At 51.9% G+C, this 18,614-nt stretch carries 13 protein-coding genes; 8 read left to right on the top strand and 5 right to left on the bottom strand.

Annotation, left to right across the window (positions count from 1 at the left end; translation table 11 throughout):
- Window positions 1–5: 5 nt before the first annotated feature.
- From J2Y43_RS29680 to J2Y43_RS29660, 5 genes are all read left to right on the top strand, one after another.
- The gene (locus J2Y43_RS29680) at window positions 6–161 is read left to right on the top strand and encodes a hypothetical protein (RefSeq protein ID WP_309991214.1); all 156 of its coding nucleotides are present in this window, start codon (window positions 6–8) and stop codon (window positions 159–161) included.
- Window positions 162–171: 10 nt separating this feature from the next.
- Window positions 172–474 carry a hypothetical protein gene (locus J2Y43_RS29675; protein WP_223405267.1) on the top strand — a complete coding sequence of 101 codons (303 nt, stop codon included), beginning with the start codon at window positions 172–174 and terminating at the stop codon, window positions 472–474.
- Window positions 475–501: 27 nt separating this feature from the next.
- Window positions 502–2,868 (top strand): prolyl oligopeptidase family serine peptidase, encoded by a 2,367-nt coding sequence (locus J2Y43_RS29670; RefSeq protein ID WP_309991210.1) that lies wholly within the window; start codon window positions 502–504, stop codon window positions 2,866–2,868.
- A gap of 63 nt (window positions 2,869–2,931) precedes the next feature.
- Window positions 2,932–3,714 (top strand): DUF1080 domain-containing protein, encoded by a 783-nt coding sequence (locus J2Y43_RS29665; RefSeq protein ID WP_223405263.1) that lies wholly within the window; start codon window positions 2,932–2,934, stop codon window positions 3,712–3,714.
- An 18-nt stretch (window positions 3,715–3,732) separates the two neighbouring features.
- The gene (locus J2Y43_RS29660) at window positions 3,733–4,617 is read left to right on the top strand and encodes a cyclase family protein (RefSeq protein WP_309991206.1); all 885 of its coding nucleotides are present in this window, start codon (window positions 3,733–3,735) and stop codon (window positions 4,615–4,617) included.
- A gap of 71 nt (window positions 4,618–4,688) precedes the next feature.
- Here J2Y43_RS29660 and J2Y43_RS29655 read toward each other — a convergent pair whose 3' ends face one another.
- Window positions 4,689–5,966 carry a PQQ-dependent sugar dehydrogenase gene (locus tag J2Y43_RS29655; protein WP_309991203.1) on the bottom strand — a complete coding sequence of 426 codons (1,278 nt, stop codon included), beginning with the start codon at window positions 5,964–5,966 and terminating at the stop codon, window positions 4,689–4,691.
- Between the two features lie 114 nt (window positions 5,967–6,080).
- On the opposite strand from J2Y43_RS29655, the gene J2Y43_RS29650 reads away from it, so the two are divergent.
- The 3 genes from J2Y43_RS29650 to J2Y43_RS29640 all read left to right on the top strand — a co-directional run bounded on the left by J2Y43_RS29650 (window position 6,081) and on the right by J2Y43_RS29640 (window position 10,484).
- Window positions 6,081–6,407 (top strand): hypothetical protein, encoded by a 327-nt coding sequence (locus J2Y43_RS29650; protein ID WP_309991200.1) that lies wholly within the window; start codon window positions 6,081–6,083, stop codon window positions 6,405–6,407.
- Between the two features lie 204 nt (window positions 6,408–6,611).
- Window positions 6,612–9,248 carry a glycosyl hydrolase 2 galactose-binding domain-containing protein gene (locus J2Y43_RS29645; protein WP_309991198.1) on the top strand — a complete coding sequence of 879 codons (2,637 nt, stop codon included), beginning with the start codon at window positions 6,612–6,614 and terminating at the stop codon, window positions 9,246–9,248.
- 57 nt (window positions 9,249–9,305) lie between these two features.
- Window positions 9,306–10,484 carry an AGE family epimerase/isomerase gene (locus J2Y43_RS29640; protein WP_309991194.1) on the top strand — a complete coding sequence of 393 codons (1,179 nt, stop codon included), beginning with the start codon at window positions 9,306–9,308 and terminating at the stop codon, window positions 10,482–10,484.
- Here J2Y43_RS29640 and J2Y43_RS29635 read toward each other — a convergent pair whose 3' ends face one another.
- From J2Y43_RS29635 to J2Y43_RS29620, 4 genes are all read right to left on the bottom strand, one after another.
- On the bottom strand, window positions 10,485–12,659 hold the full coding sequence (locus J2Y43_RS29635) for a c-type cytochrome domain-containing protein (RefSeq protein WP_309991192.1): 2,175 nt from the start codon (window positions 12,657–12,659) through the stop codon (window positions 10,485–10,487).
- A gap of 48 nt (window positions 12,660–12,707) precedes the next feature.
- Window positions 12,708–14,162, bottom strand: coding sequence for a DUF1501 domain-containing protein (locus J2Y43_RS29630; protein WP_223405247.1), 1,455 nt, complete (start codon window positions 14,160–14,162; stop codon window positions 12,708–12,710).
- Between the two features lie 120 nt (window positions 14,163–14,282).
- Entirely contained in the window at window positions 14,283–16,601 is a 2,319-nt protein-coding gene (locus tag J2Y43_RS29625; RefSeq protein WP_309991368.1) for a PSD1 and planctomycete cytochrome C domain-containing protein, read from the bottom strand.
- Window positions 16,602–16,813: 212 nt separating this feature from the next.
- Window positions 16,814–18,592 (bottom strand): DUF885 domain-containing protein, encoded by a 1,779-nt coding sequence (locus J2Y43_RS29620; protein ID WP_309991189.1) that lies wholly within the window; start codon window positions 18,590–18,592, stop codon window positions 16,814–16,816.
- Between the last annotated feature and the right edge of the window lie 22 nt (window positions 18,593–18,614).

Here is an 18,614-nt window from a genome sequence, read left to right as displayed (position 1 = left end):
ACACTATGAACGAAATGGAGATTCGCATGCGGATCGCTTCGCTGCGGCAGTATTTGCGGGATTTTCAGCACCAGATGACAGCTGAACAGACCGACCAGGTGCTGGACGTCATATCAAAGTTAATGCAGGTGCTCGCAGAGTTAGAAAAACGGAAAAGGTAGAATAAGGCATATGAAAACAATCACAGAATCAGCCCCCGATCAGCTCGATGAGCTGCTGGAAGCGGCGCGGGAAACTTTGGCGAAAGCGCAAAACTATCTTTCGAAAGACGGCAAAATTTACGAACTGCACGATTGGGTGACCGTTGCGGAATATTGCAGACGCTTTAACATTCCCAATACACAAACCGTTAGCAACTGGCTCAAACGGGGGATCATTCCGGCTGAGGATACGGTTATCATTGAAGAACTCAACAACACGCGTCTCATTAAGGCCATTCCATACCAGGAAGAGAAAGTTGCCCCGAGCAACTGATTACATTGCATTTTCAACAACTCAAACATGAACCACTTTTACAAGCTTTCCCTTTTCATCTTAGCTTTTTACATCAACAACCTTCAAGCCCAATCCCTGGCCCCGCTTACCGTCGAGAAAATCATGCGGGATCCGAAAATGTGGATCGGGACTTCGCCGAGCGATATTACCTGGGGTGATGATTCGAAAACGGTATATTTCAATTGGAATCCTGACAAAAACCCTTCCGATTCGCTGTATGCTTATTCACTTGCAGGTAAGAAAATCAGCAAGGTAGCCCCGGCCGACCGCAGACGCATGCCCGGCAAGAACGGTATCTATAACCGCGCCCATTCGATGCGCCTGTATGAAAAGAACGGCGACATTTTCATTATCAATTACAAAGATTTCGCAATCCGCCAGCTTACCAACACCACCGAGCGCGAGTCGGATCCGGTGTTCAGCGGTGATGAATCGGCAGTGGTTTTCGAGCGGGGTAATAACCTGTTCAGCATTGCATTGACTTCCGGGCTGGTCAGCCAGTTGACCGATTTTAAGACAGGTACCAAAAAAGCCGACGGTAAGCCCGGCGAGCAGGAGAAGTTCCTGAAAGCCGATCAGCTAGCCATGTTCGAGGTTTTGAAGGAAAGAAAAGACAAAAAAGACGCGGGCAAAAAGGTTACCGAAGCCGACAAGCCGGCGCGGCCAAAGGAAATTTACCTCGGCGATAAAAACGTAACCAACCAGCAAGTGAGTCCGGACGGTCGGTTCGTGACCTACGGGCTGGTGCAAACAGACAAAAGCGCCAAATCCACCATTGTACCTAATTACGTGACAGAAAGCGGCTTCACCGAGGACATTTCTGCCCGTACCAAAGTGGGCGCTCCGGCTTCCGAACATGAGTTTTGGGTATATGATGTAAAAAAAGACACCGCCAGAAAGGTTTCCACCACCGACATCCCCGGTATTTTCGACAAGCCCGATTACCTGAAAGATTATCCCAAACTGGATACTGCCTGGAAGAAAAAGGAACGGAAAGTTGTTTTCCACGGACCATTCTGGTCGGTTAATGGGCAGCATGCCGTGGTGGTAATCCGGTCGCTCGACAGCAAGGACCGCTGGATCATGTCCTTCGACCCGGCGACGCTTTCATTGAAACTCCTCGACCGCCAGCGTGACGAAGCGTGGATCGGTGGCCCCGGCGTGGGCGGCTATCCGCAAAGCGCCGGAGAGATAGGCTGGCTCGATGACCAGACGATCTATTTCCAGAGCGAAGCTACCGGCTACTCGCATTTGTACGCATTCAACATCGCCTCCGGCAAGAAAACCGCATTGACCTCCGGCAATTTCGAAGTACAGAATGTCGTACTTTCCAAAGACAGAAAGACTTTCTACCTCATTACCAACGAAGTACACCCCGGTGAGCAGCACGTGTATCGCATGCCTGTGACAGGCGGCGCACGTACGCGCCTTACGCACGCGGCGGGCGCGCATGAAATGACACTTTCACCGGACGAAAAGACCCTGGCGATCCGCTTCTCCAAAAGCACTGCTCCGTGGGAGCTGTATTTGCTGGATAATGCGACCGGAAAAAGCGCCCAGCCGGTTCAGATCACCCGTTCCGTTTCCACCGAGTTTCTCTCCTATCCGTGGCGCGAAGCTAAGGTCGTAACCATCAAAGCCGGCGACGGCCAGGACATTTACGCCCGGGTTTACGAGCCAAAGCAGTCGAACGGCAAAGCGGTCATTTTTGTCCACGGCGCAGGTTACTTGCAGAATGCCCACAAATGGTGGAGCCAGTATTTCCGGGAATATATGTTCCATAACATGCTCACCGACAAAGGCTACACCGTGCTCGACATGGATTACCGGGCAAGTTCCGGATATGGTCGCGACTGGCGCACGGGCATTTACCGCTTCATGGGCGGCAAGGACCTGACCGACCACACCGATGGCGCACAATGGCTCGTGAAAACCTACGGAGTCGATCCCAAAAAGATTGGCATTTACGGCGGCTCATACGGTGGCTTTATTACTTTAATGGCGCTTTTCACAACGCCCGATGTATTTACGGCCGGTGCCGCATTGCGCCCCGTTACCGACTGGGCTGCCTACAACCAGTCGTACACCGCCAATATCCTCAACGAGCCGCAAGCCGATAGCCTGGCTTACCGCAAGAGCTCCCCCATTTACCACGCGGCAGGTTTGAAAAACAATTTGCTGATCTGCCACGGCATGGTGGATGTGAATGTGCATTACCAGGACGTGGTACGTCTCTCGCAGCGGCTGATCGAGCTGGGCAAAAACAACTGGGAGCTGGCCTCCTACCCGATGGAGGACCATGGATTTGTAGAAGCATCGTCGTGGACCGACGAGTACAAGCGCATTTTGAAACTGTTCGAAGAGAAGTTGTAGCCGACCGGTGAGTAAATTCTAAAATTTCTAACCCTTATATCCAGCATAAAAAACGAAAACAACATGAACCGAAATTTCTCGAAGCTGAAAAGCATCTTCCTCGGCCAGGCGCTCGCCATTGCATTCACCGGTCTCGCGTACGCACAAGTGGGCGTGGGTGTGAAAGCGCCCAAAGGTGCAGAAGTGTACCTCGACGGCAGCCGCAAAATGCTGGATGAAAAATGGATTTACTGGGAAGGCCCGCGGTTTGCGGCCAAGCCGCCGATCAAATGGACAGTTGTGAACGACCCGGTCGATAAGGGCACGGTGATCAACTGTAACGACCCGGCATCTGCGGGCGGCTTATATGGTTCGGCGGATATTGTCACCAAGAAGCAATTCAAGGATTTCCGCGCACACGTGGAGTTTCTCATCACCAAACCCGGAGGAAACAGCGGCGTTTACCTGCAAAACCGCTACGAGATACAGGTGCTCGACGGCGATACGACATCGCACGGTATGGGCGCGGTGATCAACGAATCCAAATCGCCCTATTATGCCTACAACGGCATTGGCAAGTGGAATTCGTACGATATTCTGTTCCGCGCGGCGCGTTTCAAAGATGGGAAACTGGTGGAACAGCCGATGGTAACCCTTTATTTCAATGGTAAAAAAGTGCATACCAACCAGAAAATCAGCCAGGTTTGGGGCGGCAAAAACTCGGGTATCGATGGGGGTAACGATGGCGGCAAGGGCATTACCGACACTCCGGGCGGCCTGAAACTGCAATCCGAGGGCCACGATGTATATTACCGCAATATCTGGATCAAGGAAATGGAACTGGATAAGCCGGATACCAATTTTTGAAATACATCACGATAGCCTATGGATCACAGAGTAGTTTTTGATTTTGACATTGAATTTACCAACGGCGGGGGTATTCAGGGCCAGGATTTCCGGCTGGATATTGCCGGCGAAACAATTTCCGACGCCGAGCTCGCCGACTATATCGTGAAAGACCTCCGTCTGCTGATGGTCGGGAAGGTGAGCATCCTCAATAAGTTTTACATTCAGGAAAAACATAAACGCCAGCCCGTAGACCAGCTGTCGCCGGAACTGCTCGTCGATCTGAGCCACACCATTTTTGATGGATTGGTTACCTACAAAGGCCTTCCGGCACCGGTAATCTGTGATTTTCTCAGCCGGGAGGATTCAATCGGTAAATACGAAGAAGGTACCGAGTTCCAGATCGGCAAAATCGAGATGGTTAGCAACACAGGCACCTATATCGACTGTCCTTTTCACCGCTATGCGCATGGGAAAGACCTTTCGGAGGTTGAACTGGAGGCTTTTGCAAACCTGGATGCAGTCACGATCCATGCAGCGGGAGCGCTGGAAATAGGGATTGAATTTTTCCAAAACCTTGAAATACGGAACAAGGCGGTCATTGTAAATACAGGCTGGTCGAAAAACTGGAATACGGAAGCCTATTTTGAAAACCACCCGTTCCTCACGCGTGAGGCGGCCGAATACCTGCGCGACTGCGGTGTAAAACTGGTAGGGATCGACAGCCACAATATCGACGATACCCGCGGCAACAGCCGTCCGGTACACACCATTTTATTAGGTGCCGAAATCCTGATCGTCGAGCACCTCTGTAACCTGGACAAACTCCCGGCGTCGGGCTACCTGTTCAGCGCGGTACCGCCGAAGTTCAAAGGCGTAGGCACATTCCCGGTGAGGGCATTTGCCACATTGGCCAAAGCGTAGGTTCTACTTGCTGTACCTATAAAAAACGGGATTGTCGCACTGTGCACTGACAATCCCGTTTTCATTTACGCTTACTTCTTCTTATAAGCAATCTTGAAAATAGTGCCGTTGAGGTCGTCGGTCACGTACAAGGCGCCGTCGGGCCCCTGCGCGAGCCCGCACGGGCGATGCTGGATCGGGCCAGTTGGTTTGGCGAGGTCGGTACCTGCGAAATTATCGGCAAAAATCTCCCATTTGCCCGGCTTGCCATTCACAAAGGGCACAAAGGCCACCAGGTAACCTTTTTTCAGTTCTGACGACTGGCTATGGAAAGCAATGAAAGCCCCATTGCGGTACCTTGCCGGGAACATATTACCTGTATAAAACATCAATGCATTCGGTCCTAAATGCGCAGGGAATGCGACCAGCGGGTTGATCGCCTTCTCCCCACCCGTCTTCTTTCCATCGCCGCCGTACTCCGGTGCAAGCATTTTCTTGTTCTGGAAATGATCGTAATAAATGTACGGCCAGCCCGCATCGTCGCCCTCTTTCAGGCGATAGAGCGTTTCGGCTGGTAGCTCGGCGCTGTGCTTGGGGGTATAATATTGCGGGTACATATCGTCGAACTTGCCGCGACCGTGTGTGGTTGCATACAAGGCATTGGTTTTATTGTCCCAATCGATCCCCACCGCGTTTTTCACGCCCGTCGCGTAACGCGTGCCGTCTGAAAACTGCTGGTTGAGCTGCCCGGCCTTGAAACGCCAGATACCGCCCGCCGAATCGAGAATGGAGCAGGGCGACATGCCCTTCGCCGAACCCGCCGCACGGCAGTTGTCGTTGTAGGACCCTACGGTTACGTAAATATTGCCTTTGTTGTCCAGGGTAATCGGCTTTGCATTGTCGCGTCCGTGGTCGGTCAGTCCGCCGATAATGCTTTCCGGTTTATCAAAATCGATGATTTCGTCCTTTTCATTCAGTTTATACCTGAAAACACCTTTGTTGGAAGAGCTATATAAAAAACCGTCCTTGATGGCGATGCCCGTGCCGGGGTAATCACCGAAAAGCTTCTGCTCATCGATCGCCCCGTCGCCGTCGGTATCGCGCAGCAGGTAAATACCCTTTCCATCTTTCAGTTTCGAAAGCTTCACATACATGTCGCCGTTTTTACCCACCACCATATGGCGGGTAGCACCCAGGTCAGTGGCCAGCACGGTAGCCGAGAAGCCAGCGGGTAGTTTCAGTTCCTTTGCGTCAACAGGCGCGTAGAGGGGGGATTTCAGGGGGAACTCGTTTCGGTAACCGAACAATACGGCGGTCGTAGCGGCCAATACTGCCAGGGCTCCGGTTGACCGGATTAATTTTCTTTGCATGCAATCGTAAAATTGGGTGAAAACACTTATTTTAGGTAAAAGCGTACGGGAACGCTTTTTTAACCAATACCCAAAAACGACTACCCGATTTTAGTACATTTAACCATTACAGCTATGGGCCCATACGATGAAGACGACGAATTATATGATGATGATCTTCCCGGGAATTATCCAGCGGGTGAAGACATTTACCGTCAAGGACTTATTGACCCGGATATTGATCCCGAAGATATCTCCCGCGTCAAGCGTGAACTCGACCTGGACGCCGATGAATGGAACGAAAAATCGTTTGAGGACGACCTGACCGGCGACGATCTCGACGTTCCGGGCTCAGAATATGACGATGAGGACGAGGAAATCGGAAGGGAAGATGAGGAAAACAACTATTACAGCCTGGGTGGTGATAACCACGAGTGGCAGGAAGAGAACCAGGGCGACTAGCCTGACGCCCGGTTCCGGCGAGCCTGATGCGTAACTGCGTCAGGCTTTTTTGTTTCGGAACGGCCCAAATGTATTTTTTATTTAAATTTAAAAATAAGAGGAATGTTCGTTAATATTTTAATTAATACAATATCCTTCCTTGTTTGCAGGCATTTGGATCAGATATATTTGCCCTATCGCCGATAACGACAAATTCTGTTTTCTATGACTAACCTGCGAACCCTCCTTCTATCCGTCGTCTGCCTGTGGACGATCAACGCCAACGCTCAACGATACGAACTCCGCGATGACTGGAAATGCATCCCGGCCTCAAAAATGAAAGATTCCGGCACCGTCATTTCCGCTCCTGATTTTGTATTGAACGGGTGGCAGCCAGCCGTCGTACCCGGCACGGTACTCACCACCATGCTGGAAAATAAACAGGTTCCCGATCCATTCTGGGGCATGAACAACAAGCAGATTCCGGATATTTTCCACACCGGGAGAGCGTATTATACCTATTGGTTTGTCAAAGATTTTGAAGAGAAAGTCGGGCCGGGACAGGAAGCCTGGCTGCATTTGCGTGGCGTAAATTACAGCTGTGATGTGTTTTTGAACGGCAAGAAACTAAATACCAAACTGCATTCAGGGATGTTCCTTCGGCAGACTTACAACATTACGGGGCAGCTCCGCAAACAAGGCAAAAACCGGCTTGCGGTGATCGTGTACCCGCCCGACCAGGTGGGTAACCCGAACGGCGGCCAGGGCGGTGATGGCACCATCGCACGGAATGTAGCGCATCAATATGTAGCCGGCTGGGATTGGATCCAGCCCGTCCGCGACCGTAATACCGGCATTTGGGACAAGGTAACCATCGAAAAGACCGGCAAAGTCAATATCAAAAACCCGCACGTGGTTACCGTGGTACCTGGTAAAAGAATACCCGGTTCCGACCAGCAACCGGCGACCATTAAGGTAACCGCCGAGCTCGAAAATGCCGGTGCGATACCGCAGCGGGGCATTTTGCAGTATACTTTGGATGGCAACAAGGTTACCAGGGAGCTTACTATTCAGCCGCATTCGACGGTGGAGGTAAAATTGCCCGACCTGAGTCTGAAAAACCCGAAACTGTGGTGGCCAAACGGCTATGGGCCGCAGGATTTGTATGATCTTAAAATGCAATTCACGCAGGCCGGAAAAGTCTCCGATACCGAAACGCTGCACGTAGGCGTCCGTGAAATACAAGCCGAATGGAACACAACCACCCGCAGCAAACAAATATCCGTTAACGGACAGAAAGTGTTCATCAAAGGCGGTAACTGGATCATTTCCGACGCCATGCTCCGCTTTTCGGACGAGCGCTACAATGCCGAAGTTCGTTTCCACCGCGACATGAACCTGAACCTGCTCCGCATCTGGGGTGGTGCATTGACCGAGCGTCCCGAGTTCTACGAGGCCTGCGATCGCTACGGTATATTGGTCATGCAGGATTTCTGGGGTTCCGGCGACTGCAACGGCCGCTGGATCGACCCGGCCAAAGCCGACGATCAATGGACGCGCCGCAAATATCCGGACGATCATAATCTCTTCCTCGAATCGGCTGCCGACCAGATCAAAATGATCCGCAACTTCCCGTCCCTGGCTATCTGGTGCGGTGGAAACGAGATTACCCTGCCGGTCGACATCATGACACCGCTGCGCGACTCCATCCTGCCCGCACTCGACGGAACACGCTGGTTCGTGGATTATTCCAATTCCGATGACATGTCGTTCAACGCGCTCGGCGGCAATGGCGACGGTCCCTACGGCATTCAGCCGCTGACCCGCTTCTGGAACTACCGCACATGGCCCTTCAATTCCGAAATCGGTTCCGTGGGAGTTGGCGATCATCACTCGCTCGAAAGGTTTTTGCCCGAAACCAACCGCATCGCCCCCGAGTATTCAGCAGAAACGCGCCGCGAAAAAGTGGATTCGGTTTGGCAATACCATAAATACATTGGCTACGACGGCTCCATCGAGCCTTACGGCAAAGCCACCGATATGCGCGACTTCGGCAAAAAAGCCCAGCTCGTCAACTTTGACCAATACCGTGCATTGATGGAGGGTTTCAGCGCGCACATGTGGGATTGGTACACGGGCGTGATCATCTGGAAAACCCAAAATCCGTGGACATCCCTTCGCGGGCAGATGTACGACTATTACCTCGATCCGAACGCGTGCCTCTATGGCCTGCATTCCGGTAGTGAACCGTTGCACGTGATGTACAACCCAGCCGATACTGCCGTGGCGATCGTGAACAACACGTTCAAGCATCAGTACGACCTGATGCTCGTCATCAATGCCATCGATATGAAAGGTAATATCAAGAACCTGACCCAGGTTTTTGTGGAAATTGGCCCTTCAACCACTCGCAAGATCATTGATATTAACCGGGAGATCAGAGAAATGGCCCAAAAGGAAGGAATGTTCCTTTCCCTGCGCCTGCTGAACCTCGACCGGAAGCCCGTCAGCGATAACCTCTACTGGCTACCCGATGCTGCGGGCAAGTACAGCGGTTTGCAAACGATGCCCGATTCAAAAGCTACCGCAACGGCCCGTATCGTTTCCAGCGGTAAAGTGGCGGTAACCCTCCAAAATCCTGCCAACGCGCCGCTCGCATTCTTCAACCGCATCGCACTAGTTGATCCGAGTACCAAAAAACGCATTTTGCCTGTGTTCTACGACGACAATTATGTATCCGTACTGCCAGGCGAAAGCAAGACGGTTTTGCTCGAATATAGTGCCCAGAAAGGGCTGGCGCCGGTGGTTTCTGTCGAAGGCTGGAACTTACCAGAGAAATTGATAACAATCGAAGACAAGTAACCAACAAGTATGAACTAACCGTGGGTTGCCTTTTCCCTGAAAAACCACCCCGGAACTATGGATGCATTTACGCCCGAAGCATTTAAAAAAGAGTTTGTTGCGATTCTCGATTATTGGGAAAAGTATGGGCCGGATACGGAGAAGGGCGGGTTTTATGGAAGAGTTAACTATGATAACCAGCCGGTGAAGGACTCCGCAAGATCGGTGGTACTTACCGGACGGCTCCTGTGGACGTTTTCGCTCGCACACCGGTTGCTGAAAGAGGCCAAATACCTGACGCTGGCCGACCGGGCTTATCAACAGTTGGTCAAAAGTTTCTTTGACGCCGAATATGGCGGCGTTTACTGGTCCGTGAATGCGGATGGCTCGCCGCTGGAAACCAAAAAGCAGATCTACGGCAATGCCTTTGCGATGTACGGGCTGGCGGAGTATTACCGCGTTACGCACTTTAAACCGGCATTGGAAAAAGCGCAGTCCCTTTTTGAGGTGATTGAAAAACACGCGTTCGACGCCGTAAATGGCGGTTACCGTGAAGCATTCGCCCGTGACTGGTCAACGACGGACGATTACATCCTCAGCAAAAGCCCGTGGAACAAAAGCATGAACACGCATTTGCATTTGGTAGAAGCATATACCAACCTGTACAGTGTGTGGCCGGATGCGAAGCTCAAAAAGCAGACGGCCGGAATGCTGGACGCGATCATTACGCACATTGTTAATCCGGAGACCGAAACCATGCAGCTCTTCTTCGACGAACAGTGGAAAGCCAAAGACCATATCGTTTCATTTGGTCACGATATTGAAGCCTCCTGGCTGCTGTTCGAAACGGCGGAGATTTTGCACGACGAGAAGCTGATCGCCCGGATGAAAAAGAAGTCGATCGCTATGGCGACGGCGGCTTCGAAAGGGCTCGGATCGGACGGGGCATTGAATTACGAGTACGATCCCGCAACGAAACATACCCAAACCGATCGCAGCTGGTGGGTTGCCGCTGAGCAGCTTGTCGGGTTTTACAATGCCTACCAGCTCACAAAAGATTCGCAGTTTAAAACAAAGGCCGAAAAAAGCTGGGATTACATCGTCAACGAGTTCGTCGACCACGAAAGGGGCGAATGGTTCGGCACCGTCAAAGAGGACGGCACGCCGGTAAAAGGCGACAAGATCAACTTCTGGAAATGCCCTTACCACAATGCACGCGCCTGCGCGGAAATGTGGCGCAGGCTCGGCAAAGCGTAATCAATTCAGGAACATTTCATCTACGAGCAGCAATGCGCGCTTGTCTTTGTTGCGGTGCCACGCGGGTATTTTGCTGAGTGGTTTGGCTACGATTTTAATGTAAGAAACCTGCTGCGGCGCAAACGCCCCCGCCACGCTGCGCAGCGACGCCCGCTCCCCTTTCACAGGCATTGGCGCCTTAAACTTCGTGAGCAATTTCATGTTCTCACGTGTGGTGCCACCCCATATTTCGACCAACTCCGGAGGGAAAATGCCCGTATCTTCTTCCACCATATAGCGCACGCCGAGCGACGACAGCGTAATCGGCTTCTTAAATTCCGACACAAAAGCCATGTCGTTGTCCCTTACCCCCGCCCAGTTATTGGCCCAGGCAGGATTATTGGCACCGATCACGCCCAGTTTATGATCGAAAAATGTCTTCACCCCCTCGGCCTGGTGTACGCGGTTCAATGGTGCCAGTAGTGTGCCGCTGTCGGGCTGATAAGCACTTTTGTAATAATCAAAGGTAATCATATCACTGCCGTACCAGCCATTTTTGTAGGCTTTGGCACGAATGGTTGTATTGCTGTTGATCACAGTTTTGTGATCCATCAACGGCGATTTTACGCTATCCGGCTCCGAACCATCCATCGTGAAACGCACATCCACCCCCTTGATCGGGTGCTGAATATCCACGACGAGCGTATGCGCGAAAATCGGGGAGGCATTCGTCATTTGCGGCGGATTGAGTTTCAACGGGTTCTTACCGTCGTCTTTGAACCCTCCGATGATGTTTATGCCCTTGTTGGCCTGCTGCAATTGCTGTACATCGGCCGCCGATAGTTTCGTATCCCAAACAGCGACCGTCTTGACACTTTTCAGTTGCGGCAACAATCCTTTCAGATCATTCAGGCCCAGCTTTGTACCGGACAGCGTGAGGTTTTGCAAATGCTTCAAACCCGACAGTTCTTTCAAACCCGCCGCACTAACATCCGTAAAGTTGAGGTCCAGCTTACGGAGGTTTTCGAATTTCGCAATGCTTTTCAAATCCGCGTCTTTAACGGGCATTTTGTTTAGGTTCAATGAAATCACCTGCTTGCGGATATCGCCCAGTTCATCGAGCTGGCTCACATTGTAGGCCGCAGCATTGTAAATGTTCACAGCCAAAGCGGGCGACTCGCGCGCGAGAGGCAATATGGTCCGGTAGTCGGTATTGAGTGCCTTCACTTTGTCCTCGTCGACTGCCGGGAAATCGTATTCTTCTTCCTGCGAATGCGGTTGCAGGAACGCGGTAGCGAGCATGCGCAGTGAGTCGGAAGCAGGTAAAGCAGTCAGTTTCTTTTGGAAATCGGCCTTTTGCTTAACCCACAATGTGAGCAGCGAGATTTCCTGCAAAGTAAGCTGCGCCTTACCCGACGGCGGCATGTGCTTTTTCTCTTCCATCGGCAAATGCACGCGTTGCAGCAAAAGGCTCATTTGCGGGTTACCTGGAACGAGCAGCTTACCCGATTTCCCTCCTTTCGTGATCGACTGCGGATCGGTCAGGATCAGCTCGCCTTTGAGTTTATCGGGATTATGGCAGCTTGTGCACTTTTGTTCCAGAATGGGCTTGATCACATTAGTATAAACAACCGCCTGATCCAAAGTCACTTCCGCGACTTCCTTCTTGCTGGAAATAGGCTCCCAAATGAAGTTGCTGCCATGCGTGAGCGCAGCGCCGTAATGGCCGGTCAGCACGAGTGCCACTACCGACAGCAATGCACCTGCCCGGGCTGCCAGCGATTTGTACCACCGCGCATTTCTCACCCAATAAATGATGGATGCAAAAAAGAAGATCCCCACCCCCGTCCATTTGTGGTAGGTCAGCGTAGCGCCTTCGTAGCCTTCCTCTCTCGACAAAAACAGGCCCATAATTACTGTCACCGCCGCGAAAAGTGCGCCGATCAGCAACAGGCCCTGCAAAAAGTTACGGTAGAATGCATTACCCGCATACTCCGGTTTGAAGCGGAAGAATTCGAGCAGCATCGCCAGCAGCAGGATCACGATCGGGAAATGCAGGATGAGCGGGTGCATCCGGCCGATGGTTTGCAGCCATACCGGGATCACGAGTTTGCTTTCGAAGAGCAGTAAAAACAGTATGAAAATATTGGAAGCAACTAATAACTGTTCCGCGAAAACCCTGAGTTTCAAATGCATTTATAATTCCACCAAAAAATGACCAATGATAAACAACTCTCAAAAAAATCAGCTGATAATGTCCCGGATCACCTTACCCGAAACGTCGGTGAGCCGGTAGCGGCGCCCGAGGTGCTTGAATATCAGCTTTTCGTGATTCAGACCGAGCTGGTGCAGGATCGTCGCCTGGAAATCGTGCACATGCACGGGGTCTTTGGCAATGTTGTAGCCAAGTTCATCGGTTTCGCCGTAGACGATACCGGGCTTGATACCACCGCCGGCCATCCAGATCGTGAAGCAGCGCGGGTGGTGATCGCGGCCGTAGTTTTCGGGTGTGAGTTTGCCCTGGGTGTAGCTTGTACGGCCAAATTCCCCTCCCCAGATCACGAGCGTCTCATCCAGTAATCCTCGCTGTTTCAAATCAGTTACCAATGCAGCGGATGCCTGGTCCACATCCATGGCCTGTTTGGTTATTTCGTAGGGCAGGTTCCCGTGCTGGTCCCAACCCTGGTGGTAGAGCTGCACAAACCGCACACCGTTTTCCGACAGCTTGCGTGCAAGCAGACAGTTGGCCGCGTACGTACCCGGCACGAGGCATTCAGGACCGTAGAGCTTGATGATATCATCCGATTCTTTGGACAAATCCATTACTTCCGGCACCGCCGTCTGCATGCGATAAGCCATTTCATATTGCTTGATCTTCGCCGTAATCTCCGGATCTCCAAACTCCTGGTACGACAATTCATTCAACTCCGAGAGCTTGTCGAGCATATCGCGGCGCTCTTTGCGGTCCATTCCTTCGGGATCACGCAGGTAAAGCACCGGATCCTCGCCCTTGCTGAACTGCACGCCCTGGTGCACCGAGTCGAGGAAGCCATTGGACCACAATTTGGAATACACCCCTTGCCCATTACCGACGCCACGAGAGAGCAAAACCGTGAAATTCGGCAGGTTTTTGTTCTCATTACCCAACCCATAGCTCAGCCACGAGCCCATACTCGGCCGGTTGCCCTGCTGTGAGCCGGTTTGCAGGAATGTCAATGCCGGGTCGTGGTTGATCGCCTCGGTGTACATCGAGCGTACAAAGCACAGGTCGTCCACGATTTTGGAAGTATAAGGCATGAGATTGCTCACCCATGCCTGCGACTGGCCATATTGTTTGAAATCCACGAAAGAACCCACGAGCGGAAACGACGCCTGGTTGGCCGTCATACCCGTAAGCCGCTGCGTACCACGCACGGAAGGTGGTATTTCCTGCCCGAACATTTCGCGCAGCTTCGGTTTATAATCAAAAAGCTCCTGTTGCGAGGGCGCGCCGTTTTGGAACAAATAAATCACCCGCTTCGCTTTCGGCGCGAAATGCGGGATACCCGGTGCAAGCCCTTCCTCTTCCAGCCCGCCTCCTTTCAGCAGGTCGGGCATGAGCAGCGAGCCCAGTGCCACGCTCCCGATACCCAGGCTCATCGTAGAGAGAAAGCGTCTTCTATTGAAACTAAATCCGTGTTCAATGATTTCCTTTTCCATTTTTTATCTGACTTCGGCTTTTTTTAAACTTCGGCTTTCGGCTTTCGGCCGTCGGCGTTTTTTAAATACCACACTTATATTTACAATATCCGAAAGCCGACTGCCGACGGCCGACGGCCCTCAAGATTTCGTAATCGTTTCTTCCAGATTGTAAATCGTGGAAATGACGCGCATCAACGAAGCAAGCGCCTTTTTATCCACGTTTTTGGTGAGCGGGTACTCCCCTATCGAAATCATCTTCTCAGCCGTTTTAGGCTGAATTTCTTTCAGTTCTTTCGCATAATAGCCTGTAAGCACTTCCAGTTCTTTCTGGCTCGGTTTGCGGCAAACAATCTGCCTGAATGCCTTCGTGATCTTCTCCTCGGTGGTGGTCTTTTCCTGCAACAGTTTCGCAGCCAGCACACGCGATGCTTCCAGCACCGTCGGGTCATTCATCATCACCAATGCCTGCAACGGGGTATTGGTTTTGAGACGCCTTACCTCGCACAAGTCGCGATTGCTGGCGTCGAAAATTGCCATAGTGGGAGGCGGAACAGTGCGTTTGATGAGCGTGTACATGCCGCGGCGGTAGAGACTCGCGCCATGATCCTGGTTGTATACCGACAGTAACCCACGCCCCGACGTAGCACCTTCCCACAAGCCGGCAGGCTGGTAAGGCTTCACGCTCGGTCCGCCGATGGTCCGGTTGAGCAACCCGCTGCTAGCCAGCACAAGGTCTTTCACAAACTCCGCGTGTATGCGGTAGCGCGGGCCACGCGCCAGGTACACATTATCCGGGTCACGCGCGAGGTGTTCCTTCGTGACCACGGCCGACTGCCTGTAAGTGGCAGACATCACCATTTGCTTCACAAACCGTTTGATATCCCAGTTGTGCTCCATGAAGTCCACAGCCAGCCAGTCGAGCAGTTTCGGATGCGTCGGCAACTCGCCCTGCATTCCGAAATCACCGGAGGTTTTGACAATACCTTTTCCAAAGAACTCCTGCCAGAGGATATTCACATACACCCTCGCCGTCAACGGATTACGCTTATCGAATAGCCATTGCGAAAGCCCAAGGCGGTTTTTAGGGTACTTTTTGTCAAATGGAAGGATCGCGGCAGGCGTCCCGGCCTGTACTTCCTCGCCCGGCGCATCATAGGCCCCGCGTTTGAGGACGTAAGTCTTGCGCAACGTGTCCAGGTCCCCCATCACAGACACGATCAGCCGGTTGGTATCGGGCTTGTTAATGAATGTCAGGATATTCTTAACCTCCTCGTTACTGATCTCCATCAACGGTTTCTTCGCATAAGTCTCCGGCCCGCCGATCACCGATTCGATGCCCACTTCATTTACATTATTGAAGAATGCGAACATCTGGTAATATTCCTTTTGCGAGAACGGGTCGTATTTGTGGTCGTGGCAATGCGCGCATTCGAGCGTAACCCCAAGCAGGCCTTTACCGAACAAATCGTTGCGATCGGTTACATACATAATGCGGTATTCCTCGGGTATCACCCCGCCCTCTTCGGTGATCTTGTGGTTGCGGTTGAAGCCCGTTGCCAGAAGTTGCTCCTTTGAAGAATTGGGAAGCAGGTCACCGGCTAGCTGCCAGGTCACAAAATCATTATAATGCATGTTTTTGTTGAAGGCATGGATCACCCAGTCGCGCCACGGCCATTGGGTACGGTAGCCATCGTCCTGGTAGCCGTGCGAGTCGGCATAACGGGCGAGGTCTAGCCAGTGGATCGCCATTTTTTCGCCATAAGTCGGGTTGGCGAGCAGTTTGTCGACGACCTTCTCATAAGCATTCGGGCTATTGTCGGCCAGGAACTCGTCCATTAGCTGCAAGCTCGGCGGCAGACCGTTCAGGTCGAGGCTCAGGCGTTTAAGCAGGCGTTCCTTATCGGCTTCCTCGCTGGGTTCGAGTCCTTTCTGCTCCTGCTTTTCGAGAATGAAATAGTCGATATCGTTCCGGGCCCAATCCTCGTGATCCACCTCGGGCCGTTTTGGCTTCTTGGGTGCCACAAATGCCCAGTGCTTTTCATATTTAGCGCCCTGTTTGATCCATTTCCCGATCAGGTCGATTTCCCGCTGGGATAATTTGAGATTGGAAGCCGGCGGCGGCATCCTGAGGGTGGTATCCTCGGTAGTGATGCGCAGGTAAACGGCGGAATGATCGGGCTTGCCTGCCACCAGTGCATGCGCTTTGGGATTGTCTTTCAATGCGGCAAATGCGCTCACGGGGTCGTCGAGGCGCAGGCCCGCTTCCCGCTTGTTCGCATCGGGGCCATGGCAGGCCAGGCATTTGTCGGAAAGAATGGGCCGGATATCGAAGTTGTAACTTACCTGCTCGGGCAGTTTCTCCTCAGCAGCACTACTCTGCTTGTTGTTGCACGACTGGAAGCCCAAAGCAACTACAACCGCTACGGTCAGCAGCAAAAAACTAGTCCTTAAATACATCATCTTGGGTTCAGGTTCTGTGACATTTTTTTACCCAATATTTAAATTTAACTAAAAAAATGCACATTTATTGAAGCGATAATACCAATTTGGAATCAACGAACTGTCCTGTTCTATACTGCTCTTGTCCAATTTTTTACTTTTAACCAAACAAAAAGAGCAATGCCGTTCAGACATTGCTCTTTCGCCGGTCGGGGGTATCCCGAAAAAACCTATTTACCTGCTGTTATCCATGCATTGGCCTTATCTTCGAGCAGTTTAAGCGGTACACAACCCGATTCCAGTACCAACTTGTGAAAAGCGCGGATATCGAACTTCGTTCCCATTTCTTTCTCTGCCTTCGAACGTAATTCCCGGATTTTCAACTGACCGATCTTGTACGACAGAGCCTGTCCGGCGCCTGCCATGTAGCGCTCCACTTCCGCCGTGATGCTCTCCTCCGATTCGGCCTCATGATCCAGCGAGTACTTAATCGCCTGATCGCGCGTCCAGCCTTTCGCATGCAGGCCGGTATCCACCACGAGGCGGATCGCCCGGTGCATTTCTGCGCTCAGCATGCCGAAATACTGGTAAGGATCGGTATAAAGCCCCAGTTCCTTGCCCAGCGACTCGGTATACAATGCCCAGCCTTCGCCATAGGCACTATACCAAAGGTTTTTGCGAAACTCCGGCAGCGCGGTGTTCTCTTGCTGCAATGAGATCTGATAATGATGCCCCGGAATAGCTTCGTGCAGAAAAAGACTCTCATCGGAAACGATATTGTATTCTTTTGCATCCGGCACCGGCACATAGAAAATACCCGGCCGCGAACCGTCGGGCAATCCCGGATTGTACTCCGCAGAAGCCGACGCCTCCCGGAATGCCTCTGTCCTGCGCACTTCGAAGGGCGTTTTCGGTGTAAGTTCAAAAAGCTTGGTCAGGTTGGGCTTCATTCGCTCATGAATTTCGTTGAAATGCGCAATTACCTGCTCGGCTTTGGTGAAAGGCATGAGCTTTCTGTTGGCCCGCACTGCATTGAAGAAAGATTTGAGATCGCCCTGGTAACCTACCTGCGTCTTCACCTTCTCCATTTCGGCCGAAATACGTGCTACCTCTTTCAATCCGATCTGATGGATCTCCTCGGCCGTGAGATCGGTGGTGGTGTAGTACTTAATATAGTAATTGTACAAAGCCTTGCCGTTTGGAAGCGCCGCGAAGCCATCGGTCATCCGGCCGGCAGGGAGGTATTCCTTTTCCATGAAAACATGCATTTTCTGGAAGGTAGGAATCACTTTCGATTCAACCATTGCAGCATATTCCTTTTCAAGCCTTGCCTTGTCTTCGTCCGAAAAGTCCTTCGGGAAGTTCTTGACGGGCGAATAAAAGAGGTGATCTTTCACCGGCCCGTGATCCATGTCGGCAAACTGCGGGATCACCTTTTTGATCAGCGGCGCAGGCAAAACATAGCCCTGCTTGATCCCGTTACGCATATTTACGACAGCCGTATCACACCACACCACGAAGCCGTCCACCCGTTTCAGCCAGTTATCATAGTCTTTCACGGTTTTAAACGGTTGCAAGCTGCTGCCGCTCGCCATTTGCCCGATCATCAGGTGGGTAGAGAAAATCTGGTTGATCGGCATCAGCTCCACAGGGTACTTTAAGCCTTCCAGGTTAATGCCGCATTCCCATTCGATCAGATCCCAGCTTACCTTCTCCTCCGGGGTCAACTTCCCGCGGTCATACTTGGCGAGTTCATCCTGGTATTTCCGGTAAAAAGCGATCATACGGGATTTTCCTGCCTGCGAGAGGTCGTCCGACATCTTGTCGTTGTAACGGTTATCACCGTTCATGGTTGCTTCCAAAGGGTAGAGTGGAAGCCTTTCTTCGTAATAGCGGGCAAATACTTCACTAATCGGTGGCATAGTACCTTCTGCTTTCTCTGTTTTTTTCTGGCACGCCTGCATGAGCAGGATCGTAGCGACAAACGCGTAATGAACCAGTTTTTTCATGAATAATATCGTTTGGAACAAT

The sequence above is a fragment of the Dyadobacter sp. BE31 genome (genome assembly GCF_031457695.1).
In the GTDB taxonomy this organism is placed as follows: Bacteria; Bacteroidota; Bacteroidia; order Cytophagales; family Spirosomataceae; genus Dyadobacter.
The sequence above is the reverse complement of the archived record's forward strand: the minus strand, read 5'-3'. Positions and strand labels throughout refer to the sequence as shown.